The sequence below is a fragment of the Enterobacter sp. C6 genome (assembly GCF_008122455.1).
Classification (GTDB): Bacteria; Pseudomonadota; Gammaproteobacteria; order Enterobacterales; family Enterobacteriaceae; genus Enterobacter; species Enterobacter pseudoroggenkampii.
The window spans coordinates 48,755-65,523 of the sequence record NZ_QPFW01000237.1; the positions used below are offsets into that span (position 1 = coordinate 48,755).

Annotated in this window: 15 protein-coding genes; 6 read left to right on the top strand and 9 right to left on the bottom strand. The window is 55.5% G+C overall.

Annotation, left to right across the window (positions count from 1 at the left end; genetic code table 11):
* Positions 1–7: 7 nt before the first annotated feature.
* Both zapD and coaE read right to left on the bottom strand, forming a co-directional pair.
* Positions 8–751, bottom strand: a complete 744-nt coding sequence (gene zapD / locus DOU50_RS16810; protein ID WP_024907466.1) for a cell division protein ZapD — start codon at positions 749–751, stop codon at positions 8–10.
* Positions 751–1,371 carry a dephospho-CoA kinase gene (gene coaE, locus DOU50_RS16815; RefSeq protein ID WP_048989643.1) on the bottom strand — a complete coding sequence of 207 codons (621 nt, stop codon included), beginning with the start codon at positions 1,369–1,371 and terminating at the stop codon, positions 751–753. The genes zapD and coaE overlap by 1 nt, the downstream gene beginning before the upstream one ends.
* A gap of 228 nt (positions 1,372–1,599) precedes the next feature.
* Between coaE and DOU50_RS16820 the strand changes: the two genes are divergently transcribed.
* Complete coding sequence (locus DOU50_RS16820; protein ID WP_024907468.1) at positions 1,600–2,643, top strand: GMP reductase; 1,044 nt, start codon at positions 1,600–1,602, stop codon at positions 2,641–2,643.
* A gap of 43 nt (positions 2,644–2,686) precedes the next feature.
* Here DOU50_RS16820 and hofC read toward each other — a convergent pair whose 3' ends face one another.
* The 4 genes from hofC to nadC all read right to left on the bottom strand — a co-directional run bounded on the left by hofC (position 2,687) and on the right by nadC (position 6,759).
* The gene (gene hofC / locus DOU50_RS16825) at positions 2,687–3,871 is read right to left on the bottom strand and encodes a protein transport protein HofC (RefSeq protein ID WP_148769774.1); all 1,185 of its coding nucleotides are present in this window, start codon (positions 3,869–3,871) and stop codon (positions 2,687–2,689) included.
* Positions 3,861–5,243 (bottom strand): type II secretion system protein GspE, encoded by a 1,383-nt coding sequence (gene gspE, locus DOU50_RS16830; RefSeq protein WP_148769775.1) that lies wholly within the window; start codon positions 5,241–5,243, stop codon positions 3,861–3,863. Before gspE ends, hofC begins: the two co-directional genes overlap by 11 nt.
* Positions 5,244–5,253: 10 nt before the next feature.
* Entirely contained in the window at positions 5,254–5,691 is a 438-nt protein-coding gene (gene ppdD / locus DOU50_RS16835; RefSeq protein ID WP_024907471.1) for a prepilin peptidase-dependent pilin, read from the bottom strand.
* Positions 5,692–5,865: 174 nt separating this feature from the next.
* Positions 5,866–6,759 carry a carboxylating nicotinate-nucleotide diphosphorylase gene (nadC, locus tag DOU50_RS16840; RefSeq protein WP_024907472.1) on the bottom strand — a complete coding sequence of 298 codons (894 nt, stop codon included), beginning with the start codon at positions 6,757–6,759 and terminating at the stop codon, positions 5,866–5,868.
* Positions 6,760–6,846: 87 nt separating this feature from the next.
* Between nadC and ampD the strand changes: the two genes are divergently transcribed.
* Complete coding sequence (gene ampD, locus DOU50_RS16845) at positions 6,847–7,398, top strand: 1,6-anhydro-N-acetylmuramyl-L-alanine amidase AmpD (RefSeq protein ID WP_024907473.1); 552 nt, start codon at positions 6,847–6,849, stop codon at positions 7,396–7,398.
* 9 nt (positions 7,399–7,407) lie between these two features.
* Positions 7,408–8,262: a beta-lactamase regulator AmpE gene (ampE, locus tag DOU50_RS16850; RefSeq protein ID WP_048989638.1), complete on the top strand. Its 855-nt coding sequence runs from the start codon at positions 7,408–7,410 to the stop codon at positions 8,260–8,262.
* A gap of 18 nt (positions 8,263–8,280) precedes the next feature.
* Here ampE and DOU50_RS16855 read toward each other — a convergent pair whose 3' ends face one another.
* From DOU50_RS16855 to aroP, 3 genes are all read right to left on the bottom strand, one after another.
* The gene (locus DOU50_RS16855; RefSeq protein WP_048989637.1) at positions 8,281–9,231 is read right to left on the bottom strand and encodes a family 43 glycosylhydrolase; all 951 of its coding nucleotides are present in this window, start codon (positions 9,229–9,231) and stop codon (positions 8,281–8,283) included.
* Positions 9,232–9,241: 10 nt separating this feature from the next.
* Positions 9,242–10,639, bottom strand: coding sequence for a glycoside-pentoside-hexuronide (GPH):cation symporter (locus tag DOU50_RS16860; RefSeq protein WP_148769776.1), 1,398 nt, complete (start codon positions 10,637–10,639; stop codon positions 9,242–9,244).
* 164 nt (positions 10,640–10,803) lie between these two features.
* On the bottom strand, positions 10,804–12,174 hold the full coding sequence (gene aroP, locus DOU50_RS16865; RefSeq protein WP_024907477.1) for an aromatic amino acid transporter AroP: 1,371 nt from the start codon (positions 12,172–12,174) through the stop codon (positions 10,804–10,806).
* A 537-nt stretch (positions 12,175–12,711) separates the two neighbouring features.
* Between aroP and pdhR the strand changes: the two genes are divergently transcribed.
* The 3 genes from pdhR to DOU50_RS16885 all read left to right on the top strand — a co-directional run.
* Entirely contained in the window at positions 12,712–13,476 is a 765-nt protein-coding gene (gene pdhR / locus DOU50_RS16875; RefSeq protein ID WP_014882565.1) for a pyruvate dehydrogenase complex transcriptional repressor PdhR, read from the top strand.
* A 123-nt stretch (positions 13,477–13,599) separates the two neighbouring features.
* On the top strand, positions 13,600–16,263 hold the full coding sequence (gene aceE, locus DOU50_RS16880) for a pyruvate dehydrogenase (acetyl-transferring), homodimeric type (RefSeq protein ID WP_024907478.1): 2,664 nt from the start codon (positions 13,600–13,602) through the stop codon (positions 16,261–16,263).
* 14 nt (positions 16,264–16,277) lie between these two features.
* A partial coding sequence (locus DOU50_RS16885) for a biotin/lipoyl-containing protein (RefSeq protein ID WP_322742064.1) occupies positions 16,278–16,769 on the top strand: 492 nt, incomplete at its 3' end.

Genomic DNA, 16,769 nt, shown 5'->3' on the forward strand with positions numbered 1-16,769 from the left:
GCACTCCTTAACAACAGGCCAGTTCAAAATCGAGACGTTCCGGCACGGTGCCATTTTCACTGTCCAGCGGCATAAAGCGAATCGCAAAGCGGCTCTTATGCCCGGAAATCTGTGGGTAAAGCTGTTCGCCAAGAGACAGATTGAGACGCAGAAGATCGGCATCATCACCGTTATCCTGGAAGAAACCATTCAGGCTGGTTTGCTTGCGGAACGGTGCAGAGTTACGAATCAGATCGAGGATCAGCGACAGCGTCTGGTGCATCGGCTCCAGGCTTGCCAGCCAGCTGTTCACCTGCGCGTCACGCTGCGCCTGTGGCATATGTAGCCACATATGCAGCGTCGGCAGGTCGAAGCTACAGCAGCCGCCAGGGATGCTCAGACGCTGGCGGACCAGGCCAATCAGGCGGTCTTCACGCAAAAACTGCCCGACGCGCGGCGCGGCCATCAGGATGCTGCTGCTGGTTTTAAGCTGCTGACGAAGGGAATCGATACGGCTTACATCCACCCCCGGAACCTCAGCCCATGCCTGTAATTTACGCTGCTGGCGCTCCAGCTCTTTGAGTAATTCTGTGCGGACATCGCCGCGTTCAATCACATCCAGCAGATCGCCTACGTTGCGGAAGAAGTGCAGCGCCGTAGCGTGATCGTTAACCGGCAGATGTTGTGAAAGCTGCTGAATGAGGAATTCGATGCGCAGCCAGGTGCGCATTTTTTCGTTGAGCGGATGCTCAAAAAGGATGTGTGTCGACATTATGGTTTTTCCTGTGCAACGGCCTGCGCGGCAAACGTCAGATACTGCGCGTGCAGACGGGCAACATCCGATGCAATGGCATCTGGTGCGCCGTTATTATCAATGACATCATCCGCCACGGCAAGGCGCTGAGCGCGCGTAGCCTGAGCGGCAAGAATGTGTTCAGCATGCTCCCGCGAGACATGGTCGCGCGTCATGGTTCTCTGGATTTGCGTTTCGGGAGAGACATCAATCACCAGCACCCGATCGGCTTTCTTCTGCAGCTGATTTTCAACCAGTAGCGGAACCACCCATAAGACATAGGGCGAGCGGGCCGCAGCGATCTGACGCTGAGTTTCCAGGTGGATGATGGGGTGGAGAAGGCTATTAAGCCAGGCTTTTTCCGCGGAATCGGAAAAAATGCATTCGCGAAGCTGACGGCGATTCAGTGTGCCATCGGCATTGATGATGGCCTGACCAAAATGTTCTGCGATGGCCTTTAGCGCGGGTGTATTGGGCTCTACCACCTGGCGGGCAATGATATCGGCATCGATAATCGTGATACCCAAACGAGAGAAAGCGTCCGCAACGGTACTTTTACCACTACCGATGCCGCCAGTTAATGCGACGATATACCCCATTAAATCAAATCCTGGGAATTATTCATTTTTAAAATCAGTTGATTAAAATTCTTACGTGCGCCAGCCACTGTTTAGCCCCGTTTACCGGCTTTTTACCAGGTAAATTTATAGGATTGTAGCGTAAAAAAAGAGAATTTCGCAGTCTTGCGGAGCAGGTATTAGTGCGTATGATAACGTCACTGGAGTTGTGCTTTTAACATATTTGCCTCTAACCCCAGGAATCCGCACATGCGTATCGAAGAAGATCTGAAGTTAGGTTTCAAAGACGTTCTTATCCGCCCTAAACGCTCTACACTGAAAAGTCGCTCAGACGTTGAACTCGAACGTCAATTCACCTTTAAGCATTCCGGTCAGACCTGGTCTGGCGTGCCGATCATCGCTGCCAACATGGATACTGTGGGAACCTTTGAGATGGCCACCGCCCTGGCACAGTTCGACATTCTCACCGCCGTGCACAAACATTACAGCCCTGAAGAGTGGAATGCGTTTGTTGCGTCCGCGTCTGCTGATGTGGTGAAGCATGTGATGGTCTCTACCGGCACCTCCGATGCGGATTTCGAGAAGACCAAACAGATCCTGAAGGCTAACCCGGCACTCAACTTCGTTTGCATTGATGTGGCGAATGGTTACTCCGAGCACTTCGTGCAGTTCGTCAGCAAGGCGCGCGAGGCCTGGCCGACGAAAACCATCATCGCGGGCAACGTGGTGACCGGTGAAATGTGTGAAGAGCTGATCCTTTCCGGTGCAGATATCGTGAAAGTAGGTATTGGCCCGGGCTCCGTATGCACCACACGCGTCAAAACCGGCGTCGGTTATCCGCAGCTCTCCGCCGTCATTGAATGTGCCGACGCGGCGCACGGGCTCGGCGGCCAGATCATCAGCGACGGCGGTTGCACCATGCCGGGTGATGTTGCGAAAGCCTTCGGTGGCGGTGCGGACTTCGTGATGCTCGGCGGTATGCTGGCAGGCCACGAAGAGAGCGGTGGTACCGTGGTTGAAGAGAACGGCGAGAAATTTATGCTGTTCTACGGCATGAGCTCTGAATCCGCGATGACCCGTCACGTCGGTGGCGTGGCAAAATACCGTGCGGCAGAAGGCAAAACCGTGAAGCTGCCTCTGCGCGGCCCGGTTGAATACACCGCGCGCGATATCCTCGGCGGCCTGCGCTCGGCCTGCACCTACGTTGGGGCATCCCGCCTGAAAGAGCTGACGAAACGTACAACGTTTATTCGCGTTCAGGAACAGGAAAACCGCGTATTCAATAGCCTGTAATGGTTTTCGCTGGCGCATGCCCATGCGCCAGCACTGTTTTGCGCTAACCCGCGCTCATCGCATCCCCCAGATGGAAAATCGGCAGGTACATTGCCACCACCAGCGTACCGATAATGACCCCCGTCACAATCAGAAGCACTGGCTCGAGAAGTGCCGCCAGGCTATCTGCCCGTTGAAAGGTCTGTTCCGTGTGATGTCGGGCGAGGTTTGCCAGCATGATGTCCAGCGCACCTGACATTTCGCCGGTTCGTAAAAGCTGAATGCACAGCGGGGTAAAGATGGCCGCTTTCTGAAAGGATGACCAGACGGGGAGGCCTTTTTCAATGTCCTCTCGCACGCCGCGAAGTATTCCCTGCCAGTACCGGCTCTCAACAGTTTCCTCTGCACTCGCCAGGCCCTGTAAAAAGGGGATGCCCGCCTGTTGCGTGAGTGACAGCACGGTAAAGATATGTCCCAGTTTTTGACCTTTTGCCAGTGCGCCGCACACGGGAGTGAGCATCAGGATGCGCTGCCAGCGAGGGTTCTGCCGCAGAGTCCAGGCGGTGGCTAAGGGCGCGAGTAACGCGGCGAACAACGCAAGGGCATATAACCGCATAAATGCGGCCATCCCCATGACCATTTGCGTCAGCAGCGGAAGCGGAGTGCTAAACGTTTTGTAGATCGCGGCAAACTCGGGCAGGACCAGGGTGACCATCGCCAGCACAACCACTACAGCCAGCGTCAGGACGATCGCCGGGTAGCGCAGCGCCTTTTTCACTTTCGCACTGAGCTGCTGCTGCGCTTTTTGCTGCTGCGCGAGCTGGCGACAGCACTCCTCCAGCTTCCCTGTGAGCTCACCGGTTTTCACCATCGAGACATGCAGTGGGCTAAAAACGGCTGGCCACTTTTTTAGCGACTCAGAAAAGGGAGCTCCCTCACTAAGCTCATCGGCAATGCTTTGCAGCAGCGCCTGCCACGGTTTTAACGGATGTTGTTCTGCCAGCATCTGCAGGCTGTGGGACAATGTCAGCCCGGCCTGCAGAAGCGTTGCGAGCTGGCGAAACATCTCGTAGCAGTGGTGTGGCCGCCAGCGGTGTCTCTGAGCGCATCGGGTCAGCGTCAGAGGATGGAGGCCGCTGTGCATCAGCCGGGTGAAGGCGGCATTGCGGTCTGTGGCCCAGAGAGTCCCGCTTCGGGGTTCTCCTTCCAGGGTGAGCGCTCGCCAGCGCCAGAGCTGATTAGCAGCCATCCGGCATGCCCAGGACGCGCACCAGCTCTTCGATCGTGGTCATCCCCTGTTCGACGGCCATGCAGCCGTGCTCAAAAAGAGAAATCATTCCCGCCTGCCGGGCGCTCGCCTCTATCACTTCTGTTCCCGCCCCGCTGGCAATGGCCTGCCGCAGGGCATTGTCGATCGCGAGTACCTCAAAAATGGCCACGCGGCCATAAAAACCGTGATAACAACGCTCACAGCCGATGGGCTGCCAGCGTGGAAGCGGTCTGGACCATACGGCGCGCGGTAATTCAGCATGCTCGCTGGCTTCCCGGCAACAGTGCCGGCACAGACGCCGGACCAGCCGCTGGGCAATCACCATCGACAGCGCGGAAGATATCATCCAGCGCGCCACGCCCATCTGCTCCAGGCGAGTCAGGGCTTCCGTCGTCGAGTTGGTGTGCAGCGTTGATAGCACCAGGTGCCCGGTCTGGGCAGCATTAATGGCAATCCCTGCCGTTTCACCGTCACGAATTTCGCCGACCATAATGATGTCTGGATCCTGGCGTAGCAGCGCCCGCAGCACGCTCTGGAATGTTAAACCCGCCCGGGGATTAATCTGCGTCTGGTTTAATCCCGCAAGGGGGATTTCAATGGGATCCTCCACGCTACAGATGTTGACGTCAGGGGTGTTACGCGCCTGCAGCGCGCTATACAGCGTCACGGTTTTGCCGCTGCCGGTAGGGCCGGTAACCAGAATTAGCCCCTGCGGCTGTTGGAGGGCCTCATTAAAACAGGCCAGTTGTTCAGCACTCATGCCAAGCGCTTTTGGCTCAAGGGCCTGCTGAACCTGATGCAGGAGACGCAGCACAATTTTCTCGCCGCCGCTGCAGGGAAGCGTCGCGATCCGAAACGAGACCGGCGCGTTCGCCAGCTCAATCGTAAACTGACCGTCCTGTGGCAAACGACGCTCTGCAATATCCAGGTTACCCAGCACTTTTAAACGCGCGCTGAACTGGCTTGCCAGCGAGGCGGAAAGCGGAGGCTGGGGGCAAAGAACCCCGTCGATGCGTAAACGGATCTGGCACGCGTGCTCCATCGGTTCGATATGAATATCAGAGGCGCGCTGGTTGATTGCCTGCTGCAGCGTGTGGTTGAGGATATCTACCGTTGAGTGCGTTAGCGAAACAACGGGCAGATGGGATTGTGACGTTAGCTGTCGCTGTTTTTCCATGCGCTCAGCGCTCCAGCACTCAATATCAATTCGTTTCTGGGTGGCGAAACGCAGCGCCTCCATCAGTTCAGCCGCGGGGTTGCCTACAACGGCGATGCTGACCATGTCACTGTCGCTGTTGAGCAGCAGAGCGTGATGGCGCAGGCAAAGCGCCACGAGTTGATCGGTATTCATTTTCCGCTCCTCAGTTATTGTCGAAGCGGAAAACGTCTTCGCAGGCCTGCTTCAGGGCGCTGTCAGCACTGATGCTGCAGTCACGCGTCCAGCCCGTCATACCGTTGCCGTCGCTCCACCGTGGCGTCATGGTTACCGTCAGCCCGTTAAGACTCTCCTGTCCTGTTAAGGTCACGACCCCTTTCGCTACGCTCATTCCTGAAACGTAGCGTGTCGTGGTGGGGGAAGGGATGCCGTTGCTGCCGGCATCGCAGCTTTCCACACCACCGTGATCCAGCGCGCAAAGCTCGATGGCGGTGCGGTAGGGAACGAAGGTTTGCAGCATATCGGTCAGCGCCGCCTTGCGCAGGTAATTCTGATAGGCGGGGACGCCGATGGCGCTCAGAATCGCAATAATGCCAATGACCACCATCAGCTCAATGAGTGTGAAGCCTTGTTGTCTGTCCATATCTGCTCCTTATGCAAAGTGGCGCTACTTTGTCAGCGGGAAAGAACAGAAACGAGGGGCAAAAAAGGGAACGGGAAGGGGGCTTCAGAGAATTTATTCAGTATTGCAGGGAAGAACAGCGGATCTGCGAGCGGGGCAGAAATTCCCCTCTCCGGGTGGAGAGGGGAGAATGCGTTATTTAAAGCGCATTGAGAGGTCGAGAGCGCGAACGTGTTTGGTTAGCGCACCGACGGAGATGTAATCCACGCCGGTTTCGGCGAATTCACGGATCGTTTCGAAAGTGACGTTCCCGGATACTTCAAGCTGAGCCCGGCCGTTTGTCAGTTTTACCGCCTCGCGCATCTGCTCTGTTTCGAAGTTATCGAGCATGATGATATCGGCCCCGGCCTTAATCGCCTGCTCCAGCTCGTCCAGGTTTTCCACTTCCACTTCAACCGGCACATCCGGGTGCAGCCAGAAGGCTTTCTCCACCGCCTGACGCACGGAGCCAGAGGCAATAATGTGGTTCTCTTTAATCAGGAAGGCGTCGGACAGGCCCAGACGATGGTTTGCGCCCCCGCCGCAGAGCACCGCATATTTCAGCGCGGTGCGCAGGCCCGGCAGCGTTTTGCGGGTATCCAGCAGCTGAGTGCGGGTACCGGCCAGCAGGTCAACGTAGCGACGCACTTCGCTGGCAACGCCAGAGAGCGTTTGTACAAAATTGAGCGCGGTACGTTCGCCGGTCAGCAAGACGCGGGAAGGTCCGTCCAGCTCGAACAGCGGCTGGTTGGCCTTGACTGCATCGCCGTCTTCCACGTGCCATGTTACCTGCACATCGTCGCCTGCCAGTTGAGTAAAGACCTCTTCAACCCAACGCTTACCGCAAAAAACACCGTCTTCACGGGTGATGATGACCGCGTGGGAGCGCGTCTCTTTTGGCAATAATTGTGCGGTAATATCCTTTTCAGCATTAACGTCACCGCCCAGATCTTCTTTCAAAGCATGGGAGACGCTTGCCGGAATATCCATATTAATACGTTCCAGAAGCGCTTCACGTCGGTGGTCGGGGTTGTAGCGGCGAGGCGGCATGATAAAACTCCAAATTGGTAACGAATCATAATATTGAAACATGCTACTCTGAACCGAGTCATTGCACCATACAGAAGGAGTTCCAGCATGTTGTTAGAAAACGGATGGCTGGTGGATGCGCGGCATGTGCCCTCGCCGCACCACGATTGCCGCCCGGAGGATGAAAAGCCCACACTGCTGGTGGTTCATAATATTAGTCTCCCGCCGGGTGAATTTGGCGGCCCGTGGATCGATGCGTTATTCACGGGAACGATTGATCCCGATGCTCATCCCTTTTTTGCTGAAATTGCGCATCTGCGCGTATCGGCTCACTGCCTGATTCGTCGCGATGGTGAAGTGGTTCAGTATGTTCCCTTTGATAAGCGCGCCTGGCATGCCGGGGTGTCGATGTATCACGGGCGCGAACGGTGCAACGATTTTTCTATCGGGATCGAACTGGAAGGCACGGATACGACGCCTTATACCGATTCACAGTATCAACAGCTAGCGGCCGTGACCCGCACGCTTATCGGACTCTACCCGGCTATCGCCGACAATATCACGGGGCACAGTGATATTGCCCCGGAGAGAAAAACCGATCCCGGCCCGGCCTTTGACTGGCCCCGGTTTCGCGCCATGCTCACCGCGTCGTCAGAATAAGGAGATACCATGACGTTGTTTACCATGCTGCTGGTTATCATCGCTGAACGCCTGTTCAAGCTCGGCGAGCACTGGCATCTGGATCACCGGCTGGAGGTGTTTTTCCGCCGGATTAAGCACTTTTCCATGCTGCGCACCCTGCTGATGATGGCGGGCGTGATGGTGATTACATTCCTGCTCCTGCGCTCGCTGCACGGACTCTTTTTCAACGTGCCGCTGCTGGTGGTGTGGATCCTGCTTGGGGTGCTGTGCATTGGTGCGGGCAAGGTGCGTTTGCACTATCACGCTTACCTGAAAGCCGCCTCCCGCGATGATGCCCATGCGCGCGGTGCTATGGCGAGCGAGCTGACGATGATCCACGGCGTGCCGCCGGACTGCGACGAGCGCGAATTTCTGCGCGAGCTGCAGAACGCGCTGCTGTGGATTAACTTCCGCTACTACCTGGCACCGCTGTTCTGGTTCGTGGTGGGCGGCCCGTGGGGGCCGGTACTGCTGATGGGGTATGCGTTCCTGCGCGCCTGGCAGACCTGGCTTGCCCGTTATCTGACGCCGCATGAACGTTTGCTGTCCGGCATCGATGCCATCCTGCACGTGCTCGACTGGCTCCCGGTTCGTCTGGTGGGCGTGGTGTATGCGTTAATTGGTCATGGTGAGAAAGCGCTGCCCGCGTGGTTTGCTTCGCTGGCTGACCGCCATACTTCGCAGTATCAGGTGTTAACGCGTCTGGCGCAGTTCTCGCTGGCGCGTGAGCCGCATACCGACAAGATTGAAACACCGAAAGCCGCTGTCTCCATGGCGAAGAAAACGTCGTTTGTGGTGGTGGTGATCGTGGCACTGCTGACGATTTACGGCACGCTGGTGTAAGCCAGCGCGCCGCAAAGACTACAGCGTATCCGCGGGCGGGATGCCGAAATCAGGCATCCCGTTTTCATTCCAGCGGACGAGCTTCAGGCGGGTGTGGCGGTTCGGATCGTACAGCGGATCGTCCTCAATTTCGGTGTAATTACGCGCGTGATACACCAGCACGTCTTCCCCTTCCTGCGTTTGCGTAAAGCTGTTGTGTCCCGGGCCGAACTGGCGGTTTTCATAGCTGGTAACGAACACCGGACGCGGGGATTTGTGCCAGTTTGCCGGGTTTTTCGGATCGGCATTCAGGTCTATCCACAGTAGCCCCATGCAGTAGTTCTCGTCGGTGGCGCTGGCGGAATAGCTGATAAACAGCTTATCGCCGTGAACCAGCACCGCCGGGCCTTCGTTAACCCAAAATCCGCGACACTCCCAGTCATACTCCGGCTTGCTGAGCATCACCGGCTCGCCTTTTAGCGTCCACGGGTTCGCCATTTCGCACAGGTAAAGGTTGGAGTTCCCGGTGATATCCGGCGCTTTTTGCGCCCACAGATACCAGCGTTTCCCCTGATGTACAAAGGTGGTAGCGTCCAGAGCAAAGGTATCGAACGGGGTTTTGATTTGCCCTTTTTCCACCCACGTGCCGGTAAGCGGATCGCTGTCGGTACATTCAATGGCAAACATGCGGTGCTGGAACATCCCGAGCGCGTCGAGCGCCTGGGTGTGCGTCGCGGCAAAGTAGATGTACCACTTCCCGTCAATGTGGTGCAGTTCAGGTGCCCAAATGAGCTGGCTCATCGGGCCGGTCTCGGGTTTGCGCCAGACCACCACTTCTTCAGCATGACGTAAGCCTTCCAGAGACTGTGCGCGGCGGATCGCCAGCCTGTCATACTGCGGCACGGAGGCGATAAAATAGTACTGCCCCTCATGGCGTAAAATGTACGGGTCGGCACGTTGTTCGATAAACGGGTTTGGCCACTGATGCATTTGGCTCTCCTTATTTTGTCTCTGCGGCTTTCAGTTCCTGATAGTCGTTCAGTTCACGGTAGTTGGTGCGGCGTTTTTCCAGGTCTTCCTGAATGCGTTTCATCGTTTCACGGTCCACCTTCAGCAGACGTACCACGCCCGCGGTGATTAAGTATCCAATGCCGGGAATGACGGTAAACAGCAGGACGATCCCGTTGATGGCGTCCGCGCTCTGCGCTTTTGCGCCCGCGTCATAGCCGTACCAGGAGAGCAGGAAGCCGACCATCGCCCCGGCAATCGCCAGCCCCAGCTTGAGGAAGAAGATGTTGCCGGAGAAGCTGATGCCGGTAATGCGCTTCCCGGTCTTCCACTCGCCGTAGTCGTCCACGTCGGCCATCAGCGACCAGTGCAGCGGAGACGGGATCTGGTGCAGGATGTTCAGCAGGAAGTAGAGCACCACAATGGTGACGGTGGCTTTCGGGTCGAAGAAGTAGAAGGCGCAGGAGAAAATCGCCAGCACGATGTTGGTCCAGAAGAAGACCTTCAGCTTACACCAGCGGTCGGTCAGCACTTTTGCCAGCACGCTGCCGAGCATCATGCCGACCACGCCCAGGCTGATAAACAGCGTAGCGAAGTGGGTGCTCTGGCCCATCACCCAGGTGACGTAATACATGGTGGCCGCCATACGGATAAAGCCCGGGCAGACGTTGCAGAGCGTCAGCAGCAGAATGCGTACCCACTGGTCGTTCTTCCACACGTCTTTCAAATCGTTTTTCAACTCGTCGTTGGTCTGTACCGCCGGGCGCACGCGCTCGCGCACGGTGGCGAAGCAGAACAGGAACATGCAGGTGCCAATCAGCGCCAGCACGGTCATCGCCATCTGGTAGCCTTTGGCTTTGTTATCCCCGCCAAACCAGTCGGCCATCGGCAGCAGCGTTAATGAGAGCAGCAGCGTGGCGATGCCGACCAGCACGAAGCGATACGACTGGCAGGCCACGCGTTCTTTTGGATCGTTGGTGATTACCCCTCCTAAGGAGCAGTAGGGGATGTTGATTGCCGTATAGGTCAAAGAGAGCAGGAAGTAGGTGACAAACGCATAGATAACTTTGCTGTTATAGCTCCACTCCGGCGTGGTGAACATCAGGATGCTGAACAGCGCGTAGGGGAAGGCGATCCACAGCAGCCATGGACGAAACCGGCCATATTTACTGCGGGTACGGTCGGCAATCGCGCCCATGATCGGGTCCGTTACGGCGTCAATTACGCGGACGGACAGCAGCAGCACGCCGACCAGCGCAGGCGCGAGGCCAAAAATATCCGTATAAAAATAATTAACAAACAACATGATGGCGCCAAAGATAATGTTGCATCCGGCGTCGCCCATCCCATAGCCGATCTTTTCTTTTACTGACAGTGTGTTGTTATCCATCGACAGCTCTCCGGTTTACGGTATGGAGAGAATTATTCGCTGGCAAAGGGATATATGCGTTGCAGTATCAGGGCGGTGATATGGATAAATGCGCTGTGGGCGTGAAAGTGTGAGGGAGGTAACAACGCGCGGCACCCGCAAAAGCAGGTACCGCGGAGAGAGGCTTAGTGTGCCTTCATGGCATTACGGCTTTTCTGACTGAAGAGATAGCCCACGCCCAGGATCGCAATCCAGACCGGAATCAGGTAGACGGAAATCGCCATACCCGGCGTGATCAGCATGATCACCAGCACGGCCGCCATAAACAGCAGGCAGATCCAGTTACCCAGCGGATAGAGCAGGGCAGGGAAGCGCGTGGTGACGCCCTGCTGCTGTTTCGCGCGGCGGAACTTGATGTGTGCCAGGCTGATCATCGCCCAGTTGATGACCAGGGCAGAGACCACCAGCGCCATCAGCAGGCCAAACGCCGATTCTGGTGCCATGTAGTTAATGAGCACGCACAGGGCGGTCACGATGGCGGAAACAATGATGGTATTCACCGGTACGCCGCGTTTATCAACGTTAAGCAGCATCTTCGGCGCGTTGCCCTGCTGGGCGAGGCCGAACAGCATACGGCTGTTGCAGTATACGCAGCTGTTGTATACGGAGAGCGCTGCGGTCAGCACCACGATGTTCAGGGCGTTGGCGACAAAGGTGTCGCCCAGCTCGTGGAAGATCAGCACAAACGGGCTGGTGTCAGCGGTGACGCGCGTCCATGGCAGCAGGGAGAGCAGCACGGCCAGCGAGCCCACATAGAAGATCAGAATGCGGTAGATAACCTGGTTAGTGGCTTTTGGAATGCTCTGCTCCGGGTTGTCGGCTTCAGCGGCGGTTATACCCACCAGCTCCAGACCGCCAAAGGAGAACATAATGATGGCCATCATCATCACCAGACCGGTCATGCCGTGAGGCAGGAAGCCACCCTGTTCCCAGAGGTTGCGCACGGTGGCCTGCGGTCCGCCGTTGCCGCTGAACAGCAGCCAGCCGCCAAAGATAATCATCGCCACCACGGCAATGACTTTGATGATGGCGAACCAGAACTCCATCTCACCGAACACTTTAACGTTGGTCAGGTTAATGGCGTTGATAATGACGAAGAAGGCCGCAGCAGAAGCCCAGGTTGGGATTTCGGGATACCAGAACTGAATGTATTTCCCGACGGCGGTAAGCTCAGCCATGGCAACCAGAACGTACAGCACCCAGTAGTTCCAGCCTGAGGCGAAACCGGCAAAGCTGCCCCAGTATTTATAGGCAAAGTGGCTGAAGGAGCCTGCGACCGGCTCTTCAACGACCATTTCGCCCAGCTGGCGCATGATCAGAAAAGCAATGAAACCCGCAATCGCGTAACCCAAAATAATACCCGGACCGGCAGACTGGATAACGGATGCGCTGCCCAGAAACAGGCCGGTACCTATCGCACCGCCCAGTGCGATGAGCTGAATATGGCGGTTTTTAAGCCCGCGCTTTAGCTGATCGCCGTGCTGTTGAGCTTCCATTTGAAACCTCGTGTGTGGTTGTTATGTTCACGCTGTGCGTGTGTAATTATGAAAATCCATATTCTGTATTTATTTCTTTACGGTTAACGAGACCGAAAAAAGCGGAGATGACTTCCGTAAGCGCAAGAATAGTGGTAAGCGACTGCGAATGCACCTGCTTTATGAAGGGATGATGACGACTTGAATAAAAAGAAAGCATTTGTAAATCGGCTCGCTCGTTGTTCCTAACCCAACCTATAGAATAGAAATGCGCCGTAAGTGGGCGAATTTTCATTATTTGCCTTGTTGAATCGCTTCAGATTGCAAAAACCCTCGTTTCATTATGGTTAAAACTCCCTCTTTAGGAGTAATCAACTCATTTGTGCAAAGTTACATTTCTGAAACGTTATTTCTGTAAGGTTGTTAAAATGTGCAGGGTTTACTGATTTCAATCAAAACCAATATGGACAGAAGGTGAATACTTTGTTACTTTAGCGATACGAAATAGAAATTGGTAAGACCAATTGACTCCGGGCAAAAAGGCGTAAGACAGGGAATATGGCCTACAGCAAAATTCGCCAACCAAAACTATCTGATGTGATTGAGCAGCAGCTGGAGTTTTTAATCCTCGAAGGGACTCTGCGCCCGGGTGAGAAACTTCCACCAGAACGCGAGCTGGCAAAACAGTTCGACGTTTCACGTCCCTCTCTGCGTGAGGCGATTCAACGTCTCGAAGCAAAGGGCTTGCTGCTTCGTCGCCAGGGCGGCGGAACCTTTGTGCAAAACAGCCTGTGGCAGAGCTTCAGCGATCCGCTGGTAGAACTTCTCTCTGACCACCCAGAATCCCAGTTTGACCTGCTTGAGACCCGTCACGCGCTTGAAGGGATTGCGGCCTATTACGCCGCCCTTCGCAGCACTGATGAAGATCGCGTGCGTATCCGCGAACTGCATCAGGCCATTGAACGGGCACAGCAGTCCGGCGATTTAGACGCCGAGTCCAGCGCCGTCGTCCAGTATCAAATCGCCGTCACCGAAGCGGCACACAATGTGGTGCTCCTCCATCTGCTACGCTGCATGGAGCCGATGCTGGCCCAGAACGTTCGTCAGAATTTTGAATTGTTGTATGCCCGTCGGGAGATGCTCCCACTGGTAAGCAACCATCGCACCCGAATATTCGAGGCGATAATGGCCGGGGAACCGGAGCAGGCGCGTGAAGCGTCGCACCGCCATCTGGCTTTCATTGAGGAAATCTTGCTGGACCGCAGCCGTGAACAATCGCGACGCGAACGTTCATTACGCCGCATACAGCAACGAAAGGATTAAGCGCCAGGTACTTTTAGAGCGCGGCAACTAAACGCAGAACCTGTCTTATTGTGTTCTTGCCCAAGAGCACAATGGGACAGGTTCCAGACAAATCAACGTATTAGATAGATAAGGAATACCCCCATGTCAGAACGTCTCCAAAATGACGTGGATCCGATCGAAACTCGCGACTGGCTACAGGCGATCGAATCGGTCATCCGTGAAGAAGGTGTTGAGCGCGCTCAGTATCTGATTGATCAGCTGCTTTCTGAAGCCCGCAAAGGCGGTGTGAAGGTTGCTTCAGGTGCAGGGGCTAGCAACTACGTAAACACGATTGCCGTCGAAGACGAACCGGAATACCCGGGCAATCTGGATCTGGAACGTCGTATCCGTTCTGCAATCCGCTGGAACGCCATCATGACCGTTCTGCGCGCCTCCAAGAAAGACCTGGAGCTGGGTGGCCACATGGCGTCCTTCCAGTCTTCTGCGACCGTTTACGAAGTGTGCTTCAACCACTTCTTCCGTGCAGCGAACGAGAAAGACGGCGGCGACCTGGTGTACTTCCAGGGCCACATCTCTCCGGGCATCTATGCACGTGCCTTCCTGGAAGGTCGTCTGACTGAAGAGCAGATGAACAACTTCCGTCAGGAAGTTCACGGTAAAGGTCTGTCTTCTTACCCGCACCCTAAACTGATGCCTGAATTCTGGCAGTTCCCGACCGTATCTATGGGCCTGGGCCCAATCGGTGCGATCTACCAGGCTAAATTCCTGAAGTATCTGGAACACCGTGGTCTGAAAGACACCTCTGAGCAGACCGTTTACGCCTTCCTGGGCGACGGCGAAATGGATGAGCCAGAATCTAAAGGTGCGATCACCATCGCTACCCGTGAGAAGCTGGACAACCTGTGCTTCATCATCAACTGTAACCTGCAGCGTCTGGATGGTCCGGTAACCGGCAACGGCAAGATCATCAACGAACTGGAAGGCATCTTCGCGGGTGCTGGCTGGAACGTGATCAAAGTTATGTGGGGCGGTCGTTGGGATGAGCTGCTGCGTAAAGACACCAGCGGTAAACTGATCCAGCTGATGAACGAAACCGTTGACGGTGACTACCAGACCTTCAAATCCAAAGACGGTGCCTACGTTCGTGAGCACTTCTTCGGCAAATACCCTGAAACCGCAGCCCTGGTTGCAGACTGGACTGATGAGCAGATCTGGGCTCTGAACCGCGGTGGTCACGATCCGAAGAAAGTCTACGCTGCACTGAAAAAAGCGCGTGAAACCAAAGGTAAAGCGACTGTAATCCTGGCCCATACCATCAAAGGTTACGGCATGGGTGATACCGCAGAAGGTAAAAACATCGCTCACCAGGTTAAGAAAATGAACATGGACGGCGTGCGTTATATCCGCGACCGTTTCAACGTTCCAGTGACCGATGAGCAGGTAGAAAACCTGTCTTACATCACCTTCCCGGAAGGGTCTGAAGAGCACAAGTACCTGCACGAACGTCGTCAGGCGCTGAAAGGCTACCTGCCAGCTCGTCAGCCAAACTTCACCGAGAAGCTGGAACTGCCAGCGCTGGAAGACTTCTCTCAGCTGCTGGAAGAGCAGAACAAAGAGATCTCTACCACTATCGCTTTCGTTCGTGCCCTGAACGTGATGCTGAAGAACAAGTCGATCAAAGATCGTCTGGTTCCAATCATCGCCGACGAAGCGCGTACTTTCGGTATGGAAGGTCTGTTCCGTCAGATCGGTATCTACAGCCCGAACGGCCAGCAGTACACCCCGCAGGACCGTGAGCAGGTTGCATACTACAAAGAAGACGAGAAAGGTCAGATCCTGCAGGAAGGTATCAACGAGCTGGGCGCAGGCGCATCCTGGCTGGCAGCTGCGACTTCTTACAGCACCAACAACCTGCCGATGATCCCGTTCTACATTTACTACTCTATGTTCGGGTTCCAGCGTATCGGTGACCTGTGCTGGCAGGCAGGCGACCAGCAGGCTCGCGGCTTCCTGGTAGGTGGTACTTCCGGTCGTACGACCCTGAACGGTGAAGGTCTGCAGCACGAAGATGGCCACAGCCACATTCAGTCTCTGACTATCCCTAACTGTATCTCTTACGACCCGTCTTACGCGTACGAAGTGGCAGTCATCATGCATGACGGTCTGCAGCGCATGTACGGTGAAGCGCAGGAGAACATTTACTACTACATCACCACCCTGAACGAAAACTACCACATGCCGGCAATGCCAGCAGGTGCCGAGGAAGGTATCCGTAAAGGTATCTACAAACTCGAAACCATTGAAGGTAGCAAAGGTAAAGTTCAGCTGCTGGGCTCCGGTTCTATCCTGCGTCACGTACGTGAAGCAGCGCAGATCCTGGCGAAAGACTACGGTGTCGGTTCCGATGTGTACTCTGTTACCTCCTTCACTGAGCTGGCGCGTGATGGCCAGGATTGTGAGCGCTGGAACATGCTGCACCCAATGGAAACCCCACGCGTTCCGTACATCGCTCAGGTGATGAACGACGCGCCAGCGGTGGCGTCTACTGACTATATGAAACTGTTCGCTGAGCAGGTTCGTACTTACGTTCCAGCTGATGATTATCGCGTTCTGGGTACTGACGGCTTCGGTCGTTCTGACAGCCGCGAAAACCTGCGTCACCACTTCGAAGTTGATGCTTCTTACGTGGTTGTAGCAGCACTGGGCGAACTGGCTAAACGTGGCGAAATCGATAAGAAAGTGGTTGCAGACGCAATCACCAAATTCAACATCGATGCAGAAAAAGTTAACCCGCGTCTGGCGTAAGAGGTAAAAGAATAATGGCTATCGAAATCAATGTACCGGACATCGGGGCTGATGAAGTTGAAATCACCGAGATCCTGGTCAAAGTTGGCGACAAAGTTGAAGCTGAACAGTCGCTGATCACCGTAGAAGGCGACAAAGCCTCTATGGAAGTCCCGTCTCCTCAGGCTGGCATCGTTAAAGAGATCAAAGTCTCTGTTGGCGATAAAACCGAGACTGGCAAACTGATCATGATTTTCGATTCCGCCGACGGTGCAGCAGCAGCTGCACCTGCGCAGGAAGAGAAGAAAGCCGCTCCGGCCGCCGCTGCTCCAGCCGCTGCCGCGAGCGCGAAAGAAGTGAACGTGCCTGACATCGGCGGTGACGAAGTTGAAGTCACTGAAATCCTGGTGAAAGTGGGCGACACCGTTGCGGCCGAGCAGTCACTGATCACCGTAGAAGGCGACAAAGCCTCTATGGAAGTGCCAGCGCCGTTCGCCGGTACCGTTAAAGAGATCAAGATCAACACC